Origin of the sequence: Lysinibacillus sphaericus (assembly GCF_006864135.1) — a bacterium.
Lineage (GTDB): Bacteria > Bacillota > Bacilli > Bacillales_A > Planococcaceae > Lysinibacillus.
Window position 1 is genome coordinate 162,351 of sequence record NZ_SADV01000001.1, and the last position, 18,880, is coordinate 181,230.

The 18,880-nt window shown below is 38.1% G+C and carries 15 protein-coding genes and 2 pseudogenes; 1 reads left to right on the plus strand and 16 read right to left on the minus strand.

Going from position 1 to position 18,880, the window contains the following annotated elements:
- From surE to C7Y47_RS00760, 3 genes are read right to left on the minus strand one after another with little or no spacing between them, the layout of a single operon-like run.
- Window positions 1-774 (minus strand): 5'/3'-nucleotidase SurE, encoded by a 774-nt coding sequence (gene surE / locus C7Y47_RS00750; RefSeq protein ID WP_142507017.1) that lies wholly within the window; start codon window positions 772-774, stop codon window positions 1-3.
- Window positions 749-1,546 carry a sugar phosphate isomerase/epimerase family protein gene (locus C7Y47_RS00755; protein WP_142507018.1) on the minus strand — a complete coding sequence of 266 codons (798 nt, stop codon included), beginning with the start codon at window positions 1,544-1,546 and terminating at the stop codon, window positions 749-751. The genes surE and C7Y47_RS00755 overlap by 26 nt, the downstream gene beginning before the upstream one ends.
- Window positions 1,543-2,379 (minus strand): PHP domain-containing protein, encoded by an 837-nt coding sequence (locus C7Y47_RS00760; RefSeq protein ID WP_142507019.1) that lies wholly within the window; start codon window positions 2,377-2,379, stop codon window positions 1,543-1,545. Before C7Y47_RS00760 ends, C7Y47_RS00755 begins: the two co-directional genes overlap by 4 nt.
- Window positions 2,380-2,737: 358 nt before the next feature.
- On the opposite strand from C7Y47_RS00760, the gene C7Y47_RS00765 reads away from it, so the two are divergent.
- Window positions 2,738-2,920, plus strand: coding sequence for a hypothetical protein (locus tag C7Y47_RS00765; RefSeq protein ID WP_142507020.1), 183 nt, complete (start codon window positions 2,738-2,740; stop codon window positions 2,918-2,920).
- Window positions 2,921-3,246: 326 nt separating this feature from the next.
- Here the strand turns inward: C7Y47_RS00765 and C7Y47_RS00770 are convergent.
- The 13 genes and pseudogenes from C7Y47_RS00770 to ilvD all read right to left on the minus strand — a co-directional run.
- A pseudogene (locus tag C7Y47_RS00770) lies at window positions 3,247-3,552 on the minus strand (transposase family protein); the annotation flags it as partial.
- A 172-nt stretch (window positions 3,553-3,724) separates the two neighbouring features.
- Window positions 3,725-5,575, minus strand: coding sequence for a dynamin family protein (locus tag C7Y47_RS00775; RefSeq protein ID WP_142507022.1), 1,851 nt, complete (start codon window positions 5,573-5,575; stop codon window positions 3,725-3,727).
- Between the two features lie 233 nt (window positions 5,576-5,808).
- Window positions 5,809-6,690 carry a ribokinase gene (gene rbsK, locus C7Y47_RS00780; RefSeq protein WP_142507023.1) on the minus strand — a complete coding sequence of 294 codons (882 nt, stop codon included), beginning with the start codon at window positions 6,688-6,690 and terminating at the stop codon, window positions 5,809-5,811.
- A gap of 547 nt (window positions 6,691-7,237) precedes the next feature.
- Window positions 7,238-7,408, minus strand: a complete 171-nt coding sequence (locus tag C7Y47_RS24780) for a hypothetical protein (RefSeq protein WP_185903359.1) — start codon at window positions 7,406-7,408, stop codon at window positions 7,238-7,240.
- Window positions 7,405-8,616, minus strand: a complete 1,212-nt coding sequence (locus C7Y47_RS00785) for an MFS transporter (RefSeq protein WP_142507024.1) — start codon at window positions 8,614-8,616, stop codon at window positions 7,405-7,407. The genes C7Y47_RS24780 and C7Y47_RS00785 overlap by 4 nt, the downstream gene beginning before the upstream one ends.
- 422 nt (window positions 8,617-9,038) lie before the next feature.
- Entirely contained in the window at window positions 9,039-9,629 is a 591-nt protein-coding gene (gene leuD, locus C7Y47_RS00790) for a 3-isopropylmalate dehydratase small subunit (protein ID WP_142507025.1), read from the minus strand.
- Between the two features lie 30 nt (window positions 9,630-9,659).
- Complete coding sequence (gene leuC, locus C7Y47_RS00795; RefSeq protein WP_142507026.1) at window positions 9,660-11,069, minus strand: 3-isopropylmalate dehydratase large subunit; 1,410 nt, start codon at window positions 11,067-11,069, stop codon at window positions 9,660-9,662.
- A 17-nt stretch (window positions 11,070-11,086) separates the two neighbouring features.
- Window positions 11,087-12,187, minus strand: coding sequence for a 3-isopropylmalate dehydrogenase (gene leuB / locus C7Y47_RS00800; RefSeq protein ID WP_142507027.1), 1,101 nt, complete (start codon window positions 12,185-12,187; stop codon window positions 11,087-11,089).
- A gap of 170 nt (window positions 12,188-12,357) precedes the next feature.
- Window positions 12,358-13,104: pseudogene (locus C7Y47_RS00805) on the minus strand (alpha-isopropylmalate synthase regulatory domain-containing protein).
- Window positions 13,085-14,119, minus strand: coding sequence for a ketol-acid reductoisomerase (gene ilvC, locus C7Y47_RS00810; protein WP_142507028.1), 1,035 nt, complete (start codon window positions 14,117-14,119; stop codon window positions 13,085-13,087). The pseudogene C7Y47_RS00805 and the gene ilvC overlap by 20 nt, the downstream one beginning before the upstream one ends.
- A 98-nt stretch (window positions 14,120-14,217) precedes the next feature.
- A complete protein-coding gene (gene ilvN / locus C7Y47_RS00815; protein WP_049664470.1) occupies window positions 14,218-14,733 on the minus strand; it encodes an acetolactate synthase small subunit in 516 nt (171 codons plus the stop codon).
- Window positions 14,730-16,496, minus strand: coding sequence for a biosynthetic-type acetolactate synthase large subunit (ilvB, locus tag C7Y47_RS00820; protein ID WP_142507029.1), 1,767 nt, complete (start codon window positions 16,494-16,496; stop codon window positions 14,730-14,732). Before ilvB ends, ilvN begins: the two co-directional genes overlap by 4 nt.
- A gap of 463 nt (window positions 16,497-16,959) precedes the next feature.
- The gene (gene ilvD / locus C7Y47_RS00825; RefSeq protein WP_142507030.1) at window positions 16,960-18,630 is read right to left on the minus strand and encodes a dihydroxy-acid dehydratase; all 1,671 of its coding nucleotides are present in this window, start codon (window positions 18,628-18,630) and stop codon (window positions 16,960-16,962) included.
- Window positions 18,631-18,880 lie beyond the last annotated feature (250 nt).

Below are 18,880 nucleotides of genomic sequence, written 5' to 3' on the forward strand. Positions count from 1 at the left end.
TTATTTTGCTCCTTTTAATAAAGTAATGGTGTGTTGAAACTGCTCATCATTGATATGACTAATAGAAATAGGGGTAATGGTTGTATAACCTTGAGCTAGTAATGCAAAGTCGCTTTGTGTTACTGTACTTTCTACACAGCGTCGATGGTCTTTAAGCCAGTAAAAAATTTCCCCTAAATCATCTTGTATATGAATATGCTTATAGCGCTCTAAAGAAAAATCTAAAGTAGCAACGGTTGGTCCTAGATAATGTTCTGGTGCAACGTAAGGAAGATTAATGTTATAAACAGTCCCAACTGTTAAAGGTTGATGAAGCAAATGTTGTAGCAATTGATATAAATATATTTTGGCATGCTTAAAATTAGTCTTTTGGGCATCATAAGCGTCGATAGAAATAGCAATTGATTTATAATGTAACGAGGCTGCTTCAATGGCTGCACTAATCGTACCTGAATAAAATACATCTTTCCCAATGTTCGCCCCTAAATTGATACCAGAGATAACAAAGTCGATTGGTTCATCCACCAATATATCTAATGCGAGCTTCACACAATCAGCTGGTGTCCCATCAATCATCCAAGACATCACATGCTGCCCAAACAAATCGTTTTTTTGAATATTAAGTGGTTTACGTAAAGTTATGGAATGAGAAATAGCACTTCTTTCTTGATCAGGGCAGCACACATAAACAGTTCCAAAATTATTAAGCACCTCGATTAATGCTCGTACACCTGGTGCAAATAGGCCATCATCGTTTGTAAGTAAAAAGTTCACGCTGTATAACCCCTACCTTTTCTAAATAATTAAGATGCTGTTGAAATAACGTGTCATCGTAACAAAGACCTTCGATTACAACAGGCACCTCTAATTGCTCTATCATTGTCCAAAGTGATGGAGTCAACTGTAATTCGCCCGTACCAAGTGCTACATGATATTGAAGGCTAGTCGAATCGCTTATATGAATTTTATCGATGGCGTGTAACTGCTGAAGTTCTTGTTCAATTGATATGCCTATATCAATGTGTGCAATATCAAAAGTTGTGCGAAAAGTCGGATATTGTTTTATAAGAGTGTTCAACATATTAGCCTGCCAATACAATTCTTTTGGTGTATGCTCCATTAATTCTATTGAAAGTTGAACTCCGATTTTTTCACTAGCCTCATACAATGTTTGTAAACTGCGTTGCATCGCAACCTTATACAGATTAACTGAATGGTTAGCAATCATTTTTCGACCTGGATGTACTGTAATTGACGGCACATCCAATGCTTTTGCAATTAAAAGAGTGCGCACAACATCTTGCACTGATGCTTGGCGAATTTCTTCATTTAACGATGCAATATTTAAATCCCAACTACGTGCATGTAATGTAAGAGCTAATCCAGATTGCTGTAATTCTTTTTCAATCGTGCCAATTGACCAGTCTGCTAAAATCATTTGTTCAACCCAGAGTTCGATGCCTTGCAGCTGCGCAACCTGCACTTTCTGACATATTTCTTCTAACGATTGCCCCCAAAAAAGTGTAGAAGAAGCAAAAATGTTCATAGTAGCACCCCATTTTTCTTTGTAAGAATCTCCTGTAAAAATTGTCGTACTGCTTCTTCTTGATACGGAACAGTTCCTGGTAGCTGCGGATTCTTAGACGTATGCCCATGAAAATCGCAGCCAACCGTCATGTATATTGAATAATGCTGTGCAACTTGCTTCCATTTTTCCGTCTCAGCAGGCGAATGAAGTGCATAATACACTTCAATGCCATCAATTCCTTCTTGTACAACAGTATCAATATCGAAAGGGAACTGGTAAATTCCGGGGTGTGCCAAAACAGCTAAGCCACCTGCATCATGAATCATCTGAATCGCTTCGGCTGATGTAGCACCCTTTCTTGGTATAGAGGCGGGTGCCCCTTTTTTCAGCACAGTTTCAAATGCTAATTCACGTGTCGTAAAGGCACCCATTGCTACAAGCTCATCTGCAATATGTGTACGCACAATAATGCCACCTGCTGCGCGTCGCTGTACAGCTTTTAAGTCAATTGCATAACCAAAAGATTGGAGTTGCTCTACAATCTTTTCAGCCCAGAACCAACGCTCATTTCGTCGCATATCACAATATTGTTGCAATGGTTGATACGTTACATCTAATCCATACCCTAAAATATGTAGTTCCCCATTTGGCCCATCTGTATTAAACTCCATCGCTGGAATACATGTAACCCCACTTGGCACAAATTGCTGTACCGTTTCATAGGCAGCCAATGTATCATGGTCACTAATTGAAAAATAACGTAATCCCTGCTGCACAATTAACTGTACCAACTCTTTTGGACTTAACTCGCCGTCTGAGCAATTTGTATGCATATGCAAATCTACTGACATTTCCTCACCTCCATATTTACTTTAAAATACAATTGTTAATTAAAAATAGTTGGGAACGTAAAGGATTATTAATTGTTTGTAAAGGGGGAATATGGATAAAGTCTTTTTTAATCTACAATCTTCTTGGTGAGTTTAAACTCTATTTACAAACTAATTTACATATAATTAATATTATCCTTGCGATTCTTTGCTATGAATACGACACTCTAAAAGGGTCGTTAGATTTTATTCGATGCTTAGACTTGCGAGAAGTAAGTACAGAAATCAAAAAACTAATTATCTAAAAGAAAGCGCTCAGCGTATTAACTATTCAAAAACAGACCACGATGCCACATTTATGCGAATGAAAGAGGATTAAATGAAAAACAGTCAGTTAAAAGCTGGAGATAATGTACAAATAGCCACACAAATCAGTTCATTGTTGGATCTGCATTATATCGATGGTCAGGAAGCACACGTTGTTTCCAACCGTTTATGCATTAACTACTTGAAACATTACCCAAACTGGTCCTATCTGGAGAAGAGGGCACTGAAAAACTAAAAAAATTCATTTTTTTATATTAGAAATCTATCTTTTGTTATTTGAAAACTTAAAAAAGTCAATTTGCATCACATTTTTTGTGGCAAATCGACAAGTGATTCAAACACTATACGCTATAATCAACGAACAAATGTGGGTGGATACAAACAAGACTACAAAATTTATATGCAAGGATGGTCCACTGGAATACAGTCTATGAAGAAATGAAAGAAAGGCTTAAGAGAAAACAATAAAGCTGGAGATATGATTATATATGTAGCAAAAGTTAGATCTAAAGAAGCAACAAATTCCATAGAGGGTGACTATGTTAACTACTTGAGAGGAAATTGATTCCATTCCTTTGAATACCGTTGATATTTATCTACGAAAAGGGATTTTTCGGAGAAACGCTTTCCACATTTACAAACATAACGACGACGTTTATAGAAAAGAATAGTTAAACGTTCAAACCACTTTAAATGATTGATCTTTTGTATACGATAATCGTGAACCTTCGAAGTTTCTTTTTTACAAACTGGACATTGATGCGTACATTTAGGCAATTGTACATACAATGCGATTCGATCGCCTACTTCTTCTACTTTCGTAATCTCTACATCTTTTAATCCCGGAATATTCGTGTTAAAATTCATATGCACAGTTCACCTTTCTATTACTTGTTTCTCGACAATTCAAGTATATATAAATCAGTGAATCTGTGCTTTTTTTATGCGTGTAATTGTGTGAATACCCCAACAAATATTATAGAACCTAAAAAAATGTTCTAAAATTATAAATTAATTTTAGAACATTTTCTTTTAACATTTATTCTTCATATTGAATATCTAATTTTTTCGGTATTTCTGGTATATCGTTTGATTTTACATCTACTTCTGTTAAAGCTAACGTATGTAATGGATATTTTTTCTGAACATCGAAAGGAATTGCGATGCTCTCCATTTTATTGTTCATTTGACTACGTGCAAGTAGCCCATTATTTGTCAGGTCAATGCTTATAATACTGTTAATCGTTTCTTTTAGCATTAAAATATCTTTTTCTTTTAACGGCATTTGTTCGTCCATTAAAAATGGTTGAATATTTTCTTTAATATAGCCCTGCGCCTCAATTAAACAAGAAAATTCATTTAATTTATTTGCGTATAACTTTAATTGGCGCTTTTCTTTTGAACGTTGGTGATTTAGCTCTTGCACTTTTTGCTCAATGCGTTCCAAACGTTTTTTCGTTAACTCCATAAGATAACTTTGTATTGAATAAATGGACTGAAGCATCGTTGCCTCCGCTTCTTGCACTTTTTCATATTGTGCAATACAAACAACTTGCTGCTCATTTAACTTGTTAACACGTTCCTTGAAAAATCCATTTTGTGTATGCTGACCAAAAATAGCTTTCATAAGACCTTTTCCGTGAATTTTTTTATGCTGAGCGTCCAATCGATCATATTCACGTATATAATCGCTATGCATATTACGGTATTCCCGTAACATTTGTTGATAAAAAACAGCCTTTTCTGTAAAGCTTTCCACAATTTCATCTTGAAAATAATCATTTTGTGAAATGGTTTGTAAAAGTTGGTATAATGTTTGAACATTTTCAAATACGTTGGCAACCTGCTCGTATTCTTGCTCATATTCAGTTACAATCGCTAAATCACGTTGATAGCGTGAAAATTCGTATTGCGTATCGCCTGCATACTTTTCAATGTTCTCAACTGCAGATTGGAATGGATCTCTTTGTGGAATAACAGTTAATTCGAAGCGGAATCGTTCAAGCCATTGCAAGAAGCGAATTAAAATGCCATACGTTTTCTTATCACTATTTTCTGCAACCCGATGAATTTCTGAAATTAATTGCTCATACTGACTTTTCTCCCAAAGCTCATCACTCTTAGTCTGTTTAGCTTCAATCGCTTCTCTTGCAGAGATAGCAACAAAATCACTTATTAAATGCCCAATTCGTTCTCTCTCAGCATTAATAAACGCCTGCGTATTGTCATTTGAATCTATGGCATTGATTACACAAAGAGGCTCAACACCTTTGTTTTTTAGCGTTTCCATCAATAATATTTCAGGATAAATAGCCATCGAACCTGAGCGTAATACCCAAAAGATTTCATCAACACGGTTCATCAATGCCTCTGGGAAGTAGGCCATTTCTCCTCCCCCAGCTTCCAATGAAACAGAGTCAATAATTGTTACTGATTTTAATAAATCGTTTTTCAAATATACTTCTAAGTAATCTAAATGTTCTCGTAGTATTTGAGATGCAAAAGTATCGCTAGTTGTCAATAATTCTAGCTTGCTCATATCAAATATTGCTACAACGCCATCTAAAAAATAAGCCTTTATTTCTTCATGTTCACCGTATCGCAAAAATGTATTTACCCCTGTTGGATGCTGATCACTAACAGGCAAAACTTGACGTCCTAGAAGTCCATTTACAAGTGTTGTTTTTCCAACACGCTCTTTCCCAACAATAAGAATCATCGTTTCGTTGTTAGCATCTTGAATGATACGATTTAAATGTTTAGCTGTATCTTTTACATAAGTATTTTGTACAATAATGCCATGTAATTGTCGCAAATGATCAACAAGCTGTGGCAAAATATTATTCGCTGAGGCTGTATATTCGATCGGAACATCACCAATATTTGTCATCCCCAAAACCTCTTTTCGTATGTATCTAAAGTTATTATAAATGAAAATATTCATTTATTAATATATAGTACTAAGAAATAACGACAAAAAAGGACAATATACTTAAATGCAAACGTCACAAATAGGTAATAAATCTTATGCTTTTAAACGAGTTATCTCAGATACTATTATTCATTCAGACTAAAAGAAATAAAAATTATTATTATAAATTCGTAAGAGAGTTAGTCTTTCCTTCATTCTTCCATTCCAGCCATACGTGAGTAAAGCGCTCCAAGTGTTGGCATACCACCTTGTGCACCGAATTTCTCCACTGATAATGAAGCTGCAATATTTGCAAAATACACTGCCTGATCCAATGATTGCCCTTCTACTAAAGCATAAGCGAGTGCACCGTTAAACGTATCACCTGCACCTGTTGTATCTACTGCTTTCGTTAAATAGCCCGGAACATGAATAGGATATTCACCATCAAAATAGCGTGCGCCATCACTACCTAGCGTAATAATCATTTTATTAGGATACTTTTCTAATATTTGTTCAACATCATCTCCAAAAATTTCGGCACACTCCGTTTCATTTGGTGTGATATAGGCAATATCCTCCATCCATTGCACATCAAAATTAGCCGCTGGTGCAGGATTTAATAAAACAGGTACATTCGCTTCTTTACAAAGTTTTATTGCATAAGCAGTCGTTTCCGTTGGGATTTCTAGCTGCATAATTACCATTTGACTTTTTTGAATGATTTCTTTCGCTGCCTCTATATGCGCAGGCATTAACTCATAATTTGCCCCTGGTACTACTATGATACGGTTATCATTATTGTAGATTAAAATATTAGCAATCCCCGTAGGTGCCGATACGCTTGTAATAGCTTCAGTTTGAACATGCTCTTGCTGTAAAACATTGCGCAATGTTTCGCCAAAACTATCGAAGCCTACGCAGCCTATCATTGTGACTTCACTTCCAAGACGTGCAGCAGCAATTGCCTGATTAGCCCCTTTTCCTCCTGGAATCGTTTGAAAATCTTTACCAAGGATCGTTTCACCTTGCTTTGGAAAAACCCCCATTTGTACAACTAAATCCATATTTATGCTACCTATAACTGTAATCATCTTTTGACCTACCTTCCATCTTATTTTTCCATTTTAACTGAGAAAGAAGTGGAAAGACAGGCCATTTACATTTGAAAATTATGGGATACTGATCTTCTTACTCAATGTTCTGCAATGCAGTTTTTCATCACCCTATATCAATTATGCCTCGACATAATTGCGTCCGGAATCGGCTTTGTCCTCGCACAAAGAACTCCTTTCCGATTTCCGTGACATCCGCCGGAGGCTTTGGGCCAACATAGGTTTTATTGTGCGAAAGCAGCGGCAGCGACAGGATGTTTTTTGTGCGAAAGCGCAGTGCAACGTAGCGGTAGCGACAGGATGTTTTTTGTGCGAAAGCGCAGTGCAACGTAGCGGCAGCGACAGGATGTTGGTCTCCTCAGTCATTGCCACAGGACGTGGCGTTCTTCGACTGAGTTCCTCTATTTCAGCGGACGTTTGGACTCTCACTAAAAAGTAATTTAAATCGCATTCATCTCACCTCCTATAAAGGTGGGAGACTTCTGTACCTGTCGCTTTCGGTATAATAACCACTTGCTAAAAGAGGTTAAAGTTTTCCCAATAAACCTTTCCTTGCCTCTAATTCAATTTTCCTATCACAATCTTCACAGGAAAACTTCCCGTCCATATTTTCTTTATATAGTTTATACTTCCTTGTGCCTTCTACAACTTCAAATATTTTCTTACAAAAAATACAATGAACCTTATAGCTAATCATGATACTTCCTCCTTTAACCCGATGTAGTTTTTCGGGGAATATAGTACAAAATATAATGAGAGCGACAATAAAATACTTATAATACCGAAAATAATTGCCGTCATTTGAAGTGTAAATAATTCTGCAAACAGACCTAATAGTAAAGTAAAGGAGATTTGTAAAATATTTTGAAAAACACTAGAAATACTGCCAAATCTCCCCATCATTTCAGGCGGTACATTTTGCTGATAGAATGTTTCATAACCAGTATTACTAAATGCCATAAAAAAGCCTAAAAAAACAAAACTTACAAATGCCAAAATACTCGATGTCAAGGCATAAAAAGCTGTATAAAACAGCATTGTTAGCAACAAGCCAAAAGCCATATATGACCGAGTGGACCATTTTTTGGCGAAGCTTGCAGCAACCATTCCACCTAAAATTGCTCCGGCTCCTGCACTACTCACAAAGACTCCATATAAGCTATCGGATAAAGCCAAATCTTGCTTTATAAATGTTGTTTCCTGAGAATCAAGTGCAAATGCAATCATTAATGTACTTTGAAACAGTAAATAAATCGTTATAAATAATGAATTTTGTCGAATGAAAGCTATCACCGCTAGATAGTCACTTTTTAGTATTTGCCAAGTAATACGTTGCAGTGAAGTTTCCTTCACATCATCTACATCAGGTAATAAGTATATGATCAAAGCACAAACAAAAAATGTAAAGCTGTTTAACCAAATCGTAATTGTTGTATTAAAAAGCATGATGAGGAGTCCTGCAAGTGCTGGACCTACTAAAAACGAGCCTGAATTGAACGTGCCAAGTATTGCATTGAATCGTTGTCTATCTTCTGAGGGAACTAGCTTTGTAATATAATATGTACTACTCGGTCCAAAGAAACTACTCGCTATATTCGCTAAAAATAACAGCATATAGATGAGCCAAATAGATTCCATAAACGGCATACAAAAAACTATGAAACCTCGTATAATATCAGTTGCAATCATCAACTTGCGTTTATTCATACGATCAATGAAAGAGCCAGCTACCAAACTTGTTAAAACTCTTGCTATTGGTCCGACAATAAAGATTCCAGCCATCGCTGCCGGCGATTGCGTTAAATGCCATATTAATAAATTTAGCGCAACAAGGTAAATCCAGTTCCCTAAATTAGAAAAACCTAAGCCTCCAATTAATAAGCTGTATTTTCGAAGGATTTTCATTTATAGTTCCCCCCTTTTTTACTTCTCACAAAAGCTTTTCTTGTAAATGTTTAACTGACTCAACACCAAACGTTAGTTAATTTCCGTTCCAACTTATATACACGAGATACGTTTTTTCATTGCTAACTTATAGTGTCGTGACAATAAACTGGGTAGCATTCCATTTATTCCCCATAACTCTATTTATATATTATCAAAATATTACTTCAATTTGTTGCGTTTATTTAAAATAAACATTCAAATAACTAAAGTCGCTTTTTATTAGAATTATGAAATGTAGCAAGGAATAATCATTTACCAATCTATGAGTTCTTCCTGCTCCCTGAGCAGTTTCCCCTTCACTCAAAGCAAACCTTCTTTAAGCAACAAAAAAACTGAAGACAACAAATTTGTCTTCAGTCAAAAGGTAAGCCCTCAATCTATTAAAATACAACACGTTCTGCTTCGTAAGCAGCAATATGTTCTTCGTATTTGAAGGTTAGCGCAATTTCATCCCAACCATTCAGCAATGTTTCTTTATAGTAAGGATCGATGCTAAATTTATAAATTACACCATCTTCACCCGTTACTGTTTGCGCTTCTAAATTGACTTCCATCGTATACGGATTTTCTAAGCCTTTAGCTAGAACCTCATCACACTCTGCTGCAGTTAGTTTGATTGGTAAAATTCCATTTTTGAAGCAGTTATTATGGAAAATATCTGCGAATGATGGTGCAATTACTACATTGAAGCCATAGTCTAAGATAGCCCATGGTGCATGTTCACGAGATGATCCACAGCCGAAGTTATCTTGAGCTACTAAAATTTTAGAGTTTTTATATTCGGGTTTGTTTAATACAAAGTCCTTAATTTCATTGCCCTCTCCATCAAAGCGCCAATGGTAAAATAAATACTGACCAAAACCTGTACGCTCAATACGCTTTAAAAACTCTTTTGAAATAATTTGGTCTGTATCGACATTTTTACGATCGAGTGGTGTTATTACACTATTTACGATATTAATTGGTTCCATTTGCAATCATCCCTTCCGTGTAAATGGCATTTACACAGTTTCCTTTACGAATTCACGTACATCCACAAAGTGACCAGCAATTGCTGCAGCTGCTGCCATTGGAGGTGATACTAAGTGTGTACGAGAACCAGCTCCTTGGCGTCCTTCAAAGTTACGATTTGATGTTGATGCACAGCGTTCACCCGCTGGTACTACATCATCATTCATTGCCAGACACATTGAGCAACCTGTCTCACGCCATTCAAAGCCAGCATCTGTAAAGATTTTATCTAATCCTTCTGCTTCTGCTTGTTTTTTCGTCGAATAGGAGCCTGGCACAACGAGCGCTGTTACATTTTTATGTACCTTACGCCCTTCGATGACATTTGCAGCTGCACGTAAATCACTGATGCGTGAGTTTGTGCAAGAACCGATAAATACGTGTTGAATATCGATTGAAGTTAATGGTTGACCTTCCTCTAAGCCCATGTAGGCAAGTGCTTTGCGAAGAGCTGCTTTATCTGACTCATCCTCATACTCTGACTGTGTTGGTACATTACTTGAAACACCTGAACCCATTGACGGATTCGTTCCCCAAGTGATGATTGGCTCAATTTCTTCTGCTTGTATAATACGAACTGTATCATATGTTGCATCTTCATCGGACGCTAAGCTTACCCAATAATCTGCTGCTTCCTCAAACTTTTCTCCTCGTGGTGCATGTTTGCGACCACGGATATAGTCAACAGTCGTTTGGTCAGGAGAAATTAGTCCTGCCTTTGCACCCGCTTCGATTGACATATTACAAATTGTCATCCGTTCTTCCATAGAAAGCTTATGGATAGCCTCTCCAGTGAATTCCACAATATGTCCTGTGCCAACACCAATACCGAATTTCGAAATAATCGCTAAAATTATATCTTTGGCAGCTACACCTACCGGAAGCTCACCTTCTACACGAATTTCCATTGTTTTCGGCTTGTTTTGCCATAGAGTTTGTGTTGACAATACATGTTCTACCTCAGATGTTCCAATACCGAAAGCAATCGCTCCGAACGCACCATGTGTAGACGTATGGGAGTCACCACAGACAATCGTTTTACCAGGCTGCGTTAAACCTAGCTCTGGTCCAATCACGTGAACAATCCCTTGGTCAGGATGCCCCATTCCTGCAAGTTCAACGCCAAATTCTTCAGCATTTTTAGCTAACGTTTCGATTTGGTTACGCGCAATCAAATCATGAATCGTTGGTAGATTTTTTGTAGGTACGTTATGATCCATTGTTGCAAAGCTTAAATCTGGGCGACGTACTTTACGTCCGTTCAATCGTAGACCTTCAAAGGCTTGTGGAGAAGTTACTTCATGAATTAAATGGAGATCAATATATAACAGGTCCGGTTTGCCCTCTTCCTGATAAACGACATGTTTATCCCAAATCTTTTCAATTATATTTTTGCCCATTATCTTCACCTATTTCTTTAAATGTATGTTGTCATAATGCTTTCTGAAACAAAGCTTGTATCTATCTCGTTAATGACTTTATCTGTCCATTCATTCGTCGATAGTATACGACTACCATCACGTGCAAGATCTGCTGTGAAATAGCCATCATCAAATACTGCACTTACAGCACGTTCGATTTCTGAAGCCTCTTCTTTTAAGCCAAATGAATATTGTAGCATCATGGCAACTGAAAGAATGGTTGCGGCAGGGTTCGCTACACCTTGACCTGCAATTTCTGGTGCTGAGCCATGTACTGGTTCATATAGACCAAAATTATCTCCGCGAATAGAAGCAGATGGTAGAACGCCTAAAGAGCCTGTAATAACAGATGCTTCATCACTTAAAATATCTCCAAACATATTTTCAGTAACGACCACATCATAATAACTAGGATTTGTAATTAATTTCATAGCAACTGAGTCTACTAAATTGTGCTCTACTAGCACATCTGGATACTCTTTTTTCTTCGCTTCTACAACTTCGCGCCATAAACGACTTGTTTCAAGTACATTCGCTTTATCAACAGAGCATAATTTGCCCCCACGTAAACGTGCTAATTCAAAGGCATTTTCAACGATACGTTCAACTTCAGCAGTTGAGTAAACAGTTGTATCTATCGCGCCATTTTCAGTACGCATACGTGGTTCCCCGAAGTATACGCCGCCTGTTAATTCACGTACAATCATTAAATCGACGTTTTCGGCTACTTCACGCTTTAATGGTGAAGCATCTAGTAAACTCGGGAACGCCTTTACTGGACGTAGATTTGCGAATAAATCGAAATGTTTGCGAATGCGTAATAATCCTTTTTCTGGACGTAATTCCGGTGGATTATTATCCCACTTCGGACCACCAACGGCTCCTAGTATAACTGCGTCACTATTTTCACACATCTCAATTGTTTCATCTGGTAGTGGATTATTGTGTTGGTCGATGGCAGCGCCTCCGATTGTTGCATAACTTAAATGGAATGTATGGTTGAATCGCTTACCAATCACCTGCAATACACGTACAGCAGAAGCAACAACCTCTGGCCCTATTCCGTCACCAGGAAGTACTGTAATTTTTTTCTCCATCGTCAAAACACCTTTCTTTGTATAGCGTTGAACTACGCTATTTTAGTAAGACTCTCACCTATATTTATAGGTGAGGTCATCAATATTACGACTACACGTAATCGGAATCATTGCGTTTGGATGTGAATGATGTTGACTCTATTCACTACTATTAAAATTGCTGACATTGATTAACTTACAGATTGTGTACGAAGGCTTGCTTGGATTAAATGACGGTTAATGGCATTTAAATAAGCTTTTGCCGATGCTGCTAAAACATCCTGTGATGAGTTTCGTCCGGTTGTTGACATACCATCATATCGAATATTAATCACAGCTTCGCCTAATGCATCTCGTCCTTTACCAACCGACTTAACTCGATAATCAACCACATGAATATCTCCTTGAACAAGTTGCTCAAGTGTATTGAAAATAGCTTCTACCGAACCCGAACCCGTTGCCACAACTGTCTTTTCTAAACCTTCTGGTGTTAAAACAATCGCTGTTGCTGTTGGTATATTTTCTGTACCATATTGTACCTGTACCATCTTTAATTCGTAGAGTGGAACATCTTCTATTTGAACTTGTTCCTCAGTAAGAAGCGTTCGTGTATTCCATATGAATTGGGGAAGTTGCTAGGAAAATAAGAATGTGTGGTTGTTCGGCCACTTGAATCGCTTCCCACGTTGTGCCGATGTCTTTTTGTACACAACGAGCTAAGCCTGTTACGATAGAGTGTTTCACTGTTTCTGCAATACGATTTACCGCCTCAAAGTCACCTGGTGACGAAGCAGGAAAACCTGCTTCAATAATTGTCACTCCTAGGCGCTCCAGTTGCTTGGCGATTTCAATCTTCTCTGCTGTGTTTAGATTAATACCAGCAGATGTTCGCCGTCGCGAAGTGTTGTATCGAAAATATCAATTTTTCGTACTTGCAGCCACTTCTCTTACGACCTTTTCTTTACCTTCGTTGATGAATGGCATCATAGCACGTAATTTAGCACCAACTTCTTCGATTTGGTGGTTTGCACCAGCTTCTTTGAATTTTGTATATTCTGGACGACCGTTTTCATTTTCTTGAATCCAACGGCGAGCGAATGTACCATCTTGGATATCCGTTAATACATCTTTCATACGAGCTTTAACTGAGTCATCGATAATGCGCGGGCCTGCAACATAGTCGCCCCACTCTGCTGTATCTGATACTGAGTAACGCATTGTTGCCATACCACCCTCAAACATAAGGTCAACAATTAATTTTAGTTCGTGAAGTGTTTCAAAGTATGCTAGCTCTGGCTGGTAGCCTGCTTCTACTAAAGTTTCAAATCCTGCTCTAACTAATTGTGTAGCACCGCCACAAAGTACAGCTTGCTCACCGAATAAATCAGTTTCAGTTTCTTCTTTGAATGTTGTTTCAAGTAAACCGCCACGAGCTGCACCGATTCCTTTACCGTATGCAAGAGCTAAATCTTTTGCTTGACCAGTTGCATCTTGATGAATTGCGAATAAACCTGGTACACCAGCACCTTCTTGGAATTGACGACGAACTAAGTGTCCTGGACCTTTCGGAGCAACTAAGAATACGTCTACATCTGCTGGTGGTGTAATTTGACCGAAATGAATGTTAAAGCCGTGTGCAAACATAAGTGCTTTACCCGCTTCAAGATGTGGAGCAATTTCAGCCTCATATACCGCTTTTTGGCGCTCATCTGGAAGTAAAATCTGGATAACATCTGCTTCTTGCGCTGCTTCCGCAACAGTCTTTACATCTATTCCATCCGCATTTGCTGCATTGAATGATCCGCCTGGACGAACTCCTACCACTACATCGAATCCTGATTCTTTAAGGTTTAATGCATGTGCATGACCTTGTGAACCATAACCGATGATTGCGATTTTCTTTCCTTTTAATACTTCCTCGTTGATGTTTTGTTCATAGTACATAGTAGCCATTGTTTTTTCCTCCTAATTTTGGGTTTGTTTTTTTCAACCTCAGATGCAAGTAAGCCAACAAGGGCTATGCATCCAAAGCTGTGAATTTTATATGCAAACTATTTTAAAATAGAGAGCTGCGTATTTGAGATTTTTTGTGTTTCACGAACAGATGCAGTAGCCCCTGTACGCGTTAATTCTTTAATACCATAAGGTCGAATTAGTTCAATAAAGGCATCAATCTTATCTGGATCGCCTACTACTTGATATGTGACAACGTTTTTCGCTGTATCAATAATTTGAGGACGGAATGGTTCCACTATTGAATTCATTTCTAGTCGTAAGTTTGGTGGTGAAATTACCTTCACAAGCGCTAACTCGCGTAGCACGATTGATTTATCTGTAATATCATTGACCTTTAATACATCAATTTGCTTCGATAATTGCTTCACTAGCTGTTCAATTTTACGCTCATCCTCAACGTTTACAACAAAAGTCATTTTCGAAAAGTTTGGTTGCTCTGTATGACCAACTGTGATTGATTCAATATTAAATTGACGCTTCATAAGTAAGCCTGTTACACGATTTAACACACCACTTTGGTTAATCACTGTTACTGTAATTACTCGTTTCAATTCTTTTTCACCCCAATCATTTCATGTAGGCCTTTGCCTGGTGCTACCATTGGGTAAACACATTGGCTCTGTTTTACACGACAATCAATTAATACTGGCTCATCGGAAAGTAGTGCCTCACGGAAAATACTTTCCGCTTCATCGATTGTGTTTATTCGGTAGCCTTTAAGACCATATGCATCCGCTAATTTAACAAAATCTGGTTGGATCGGCATTAATGAAGATGAATAACGCTCCTCATAAAATGTTTCTTGCCATTGGCGTACCATTCCTAGACAGCTATTATTTAAAATCACTACTTTTACCGGTAAGTTGAATTCTTGTAGTATGGAAAGCTCTTGCGCAGTCATTTGGAATCCTGCATCACCTACAATGGAAACAACTTTTTTGTCTGGTTTCGCAAATTGGGCGCCAATTGCAGCTGGGAAGCCGAAGCCCATCGTACCAAGTCCACCAGACGTTACCCATCCGTGATCATTGTTTAAGCGATAATATTGCGCAGCCCACATTTGATGCTGGCCAACATCTGTAGTAACAATTGCGTCACCTTCTGTAATTTTATGCACAAGCTCTAGTGCTTCCTGCGGTAAAATCTCTTTGTCCCCTGGCTCCTTGCTGTACCATAATGGATATTCATTTGCATGATTATTTAAGTACGCTAGCCATTCAGTTGTATCAGGACCATCAAAGTCCTTTTTCAATAATGCTTTTAATGCTTCTTTGGCATCTGCAACGATTGGAATATCTGTCGGCACGTTTTTTCCAATTTCCGCTGGATCAATATCGATGTGTATAATTGTTGCATTTGGAGCAAATGTTGCTAAATTACCAGTTAAACGGTCATCAAAGCGAGCTCCGATATTCAACAGTAAATCTGATTTTGTAATAGCTGTGTTCGCTGTTGCAGTTCCATGCATTCCTGCCATACCTAGGAATAATTCATGCTCTCCATGAATTGAACCCAGTCCTAATAGAGTGTTTGCTACTGGAATTCGATATTTTTCAGCGAATGCTGTTAACTCTTCTTTAGCATCTGCAAAGAGGACACCAGCTCCAGCTAAAATGATGGGATTTTTGGCCAGTGAAATCGCCTGAATGGCCTTTTGAACTTGTAAATAATTCGGTTTGTATGTTGGTTGATAACCCGGTAAATAGATTTCATCAGGAGCCTGTGGTGGATTCTCCACATCAAATAGCATTTGAGAAACGTTTTTCGGGAAATCCACTACAACAGGACCCTTCCGACCAGTGCTGGCAATATGGAAAGCCTCTTTAACAATACGCGGGATATCATTAACATCCTGTACCTGATAATTGTGTTTCGTAATGGGTGTCGTAATTCCCATAATGTCCGCTTCTTGGAAAGCATCTGTACCAATCACAGATGTTGAAACTTGACCTGTGAATACAACTAATGGGATGGAATCAATCATTGCATCAGCAATACCAGTTACTAAGTTTGTTGCCCCAGGACCGCTTGTCGCAATAACAACACCTGTTTTATTTGAAACACGCGCATAACCTTCCGCTGCATGGATTGCACCTTGTTCATGTCTAGTTAAAATATGACGAATTGGATTTTTATACATTGCATCATAGATTGGTAGTACCGCTCCACCTGGGTAACCAAAAACAATTTCAACACCTTGTTCATGCAGTGCTTGCACTAATACGTCAGCACCATCTTTCGCTTGATAGGTTTGTTCAGCTTTTACCGTTGTTGCTAATTCTTCTTTCTCATTGATAGAAACATTCGTACTCATCAAATATGCCTCCTTCTTATCATTCAATTTCACATCAGTCATGTGCATCATTGAAGTATTACAAACTGGCTATCTCCTTGAAAAGAGATGACAGACTCTTTTAACGTCCTAAAAAAAATAAAAAGCCTTTTTCTCCACACGCAAAGAATTACCTTACGTAGGGATGAAAAAGACTTTCCATGGTACCACCCTTTTTTATAGCAAATAATTGCTACCTCGTGAATAAATATCAGCATTTATGCACCAATGCGAAATCATTCGCATCCAATACGGTGTCATAAATTATTTATTCATTAATAACGAGCACTTTCGATTATGCCCGGAGCTATCTAATGGCGAACACGCGTTTAATAGCTCACTCAGAGGGGATGTCGGATCTAGTTGTATTGCCGGCTTCCAGCACGACCGGCTCTCTGGTAATACAAGGCTCTAGAACCTTTAACCTCATCAACGCTTTATCTTTTTAAATTTTCATAACGCCACCTGTAGAGGCGCTTGTTACTAATTTTGAATATCTTGCTAGCCAACCGCGCTTAATTTTCGGTTCAAATTCCGGTAGTTTTGTACGACGTTCAGCTAATATTTCATCTGAAACTTCTAAATTAATAGTACGATTTGGTAGATCAATCGTAATAATGTCACCGTTCTCTACTAAAGCGATTGGACCGCCTTCTGCTGCCTCTGGTGAAATATGTCCGATTGAAATACCACGAGATGCACCTGAGAAACGTCCATCTGTGATTAACGCAACTTTTGTGCCAAGACCACGGCCTTGAATCGCAGACGTTGGTGCAAGCATTTCAGGCATCCCTGGGCCACCTTTTGGTCCTTCGTAGCGAATGACGACTACATGGCCCTCTTTAACTGTCCCGTTATCGATATTTTCTTGTGCGGCTTCTTGTGAATCAAAGACGATTGCTTCGCCCCTGAATACTTTAATAGAAGGGTCTACAGCTCCTACTTTAATAACAGAACCATCTGGCGCAATATTACCAAATAACACTGATAAACCACCAACTGGGCTATATGGATTGTCTTTCGTACGAATAACTTCAGCATTTGTAATATGATAATCTTTTACAAGCTCACCCATTGTTACACCTGCAACTGTTGGCCGATCTGGGTGAATGGCACCTGGGATAGATGCTAATTCATTAATAATGGCACTAACGCCACCTGCTTTATTAATATCATCCATTGAAATATCTGAAGCAGGCATGATTTTCGCTAGATATGGCACACGTTCTGCCACTTTATTAATATCTTCAATGTTATAATCGATTTCAGCTTCATTGGCGATTGCTAGTGTATGAAGGACTGTATTTGTCGATCCCCCCATCGCCATATCAAGTGCAAATGCATCATCAATTGCTTCTTTAGTAATAATGTCACGAGGTTTGATGTCCTCTTTAATCATACGGACTAATTGTTTAGCAGCTTCTTTAATAAGCTTATGGCGCTCTTCAGAAGTAGCTACGATTGTTCCATTACCTGGTAAAGCCACCCCTAGCATTTCCATTAAGCAGTTCATAGAGTTTGCAGTAAACATTCCTGAACATGAACCACATGTTGGGCATGCATTGTTTTCAATATCTAACAGCTCTTCAGCTGACATTTTGCCTGATTTATGAGCCCCTACACCTTCAAAAACGGATGTTAATGACAATTGCTTGCCAGTAACAGATGTTCCTGCCTCCATTGGACCACCAGATACGAAAATGGACGGTACATTAGTACGAACTGCTGCCATTAACATTCCCGGTGTGATTTTGTCACAGTTAGGAATATAAAATACGCCATCGAACCAGTGTGCATTAATAACAGTTTCAGCAGAATCTGCGATAATTTCACGACTCGGTAAAGAATAACGCATACCAATGTGCCCCATTGCAATACCATCATCTACACCGATTGTATTAAATTCGAATGGAATACCACCCGCTTCAATGATGGCCTCTTTGACAACATCAGCAAATGTACGTAAATGGACGTGACCTGGTATAATGTCGATATATGAATTACAAACACCAATAAATGGCTTACCTAAATCTTTCGCTTTTACTTTGCCTGTTGCATATAAAAGACTTCGATGCGGCGCACGATCTACGCCTACTTTAATCATGTCACTTCTCATTTTAAACGCCCCTCATTTATTGCTATGTTCGTTGCTATATACGAAATGTTCTGTCTATTCCATTTTTGCGTATATGTTAATCTCTTAGGAGATTACTAGCTGCTGTAACGAACGTGTTAAATTGTTGTAATCATAGTACGAAAAAAAGGTCTAGTCAACAGTATTTTTAGAATTGTTTGAACAATTTAAATAATACATAAAATTTGAAATCGTTTTCATGCTGATTAAGTGTCATTTTTATCTCGCTCCG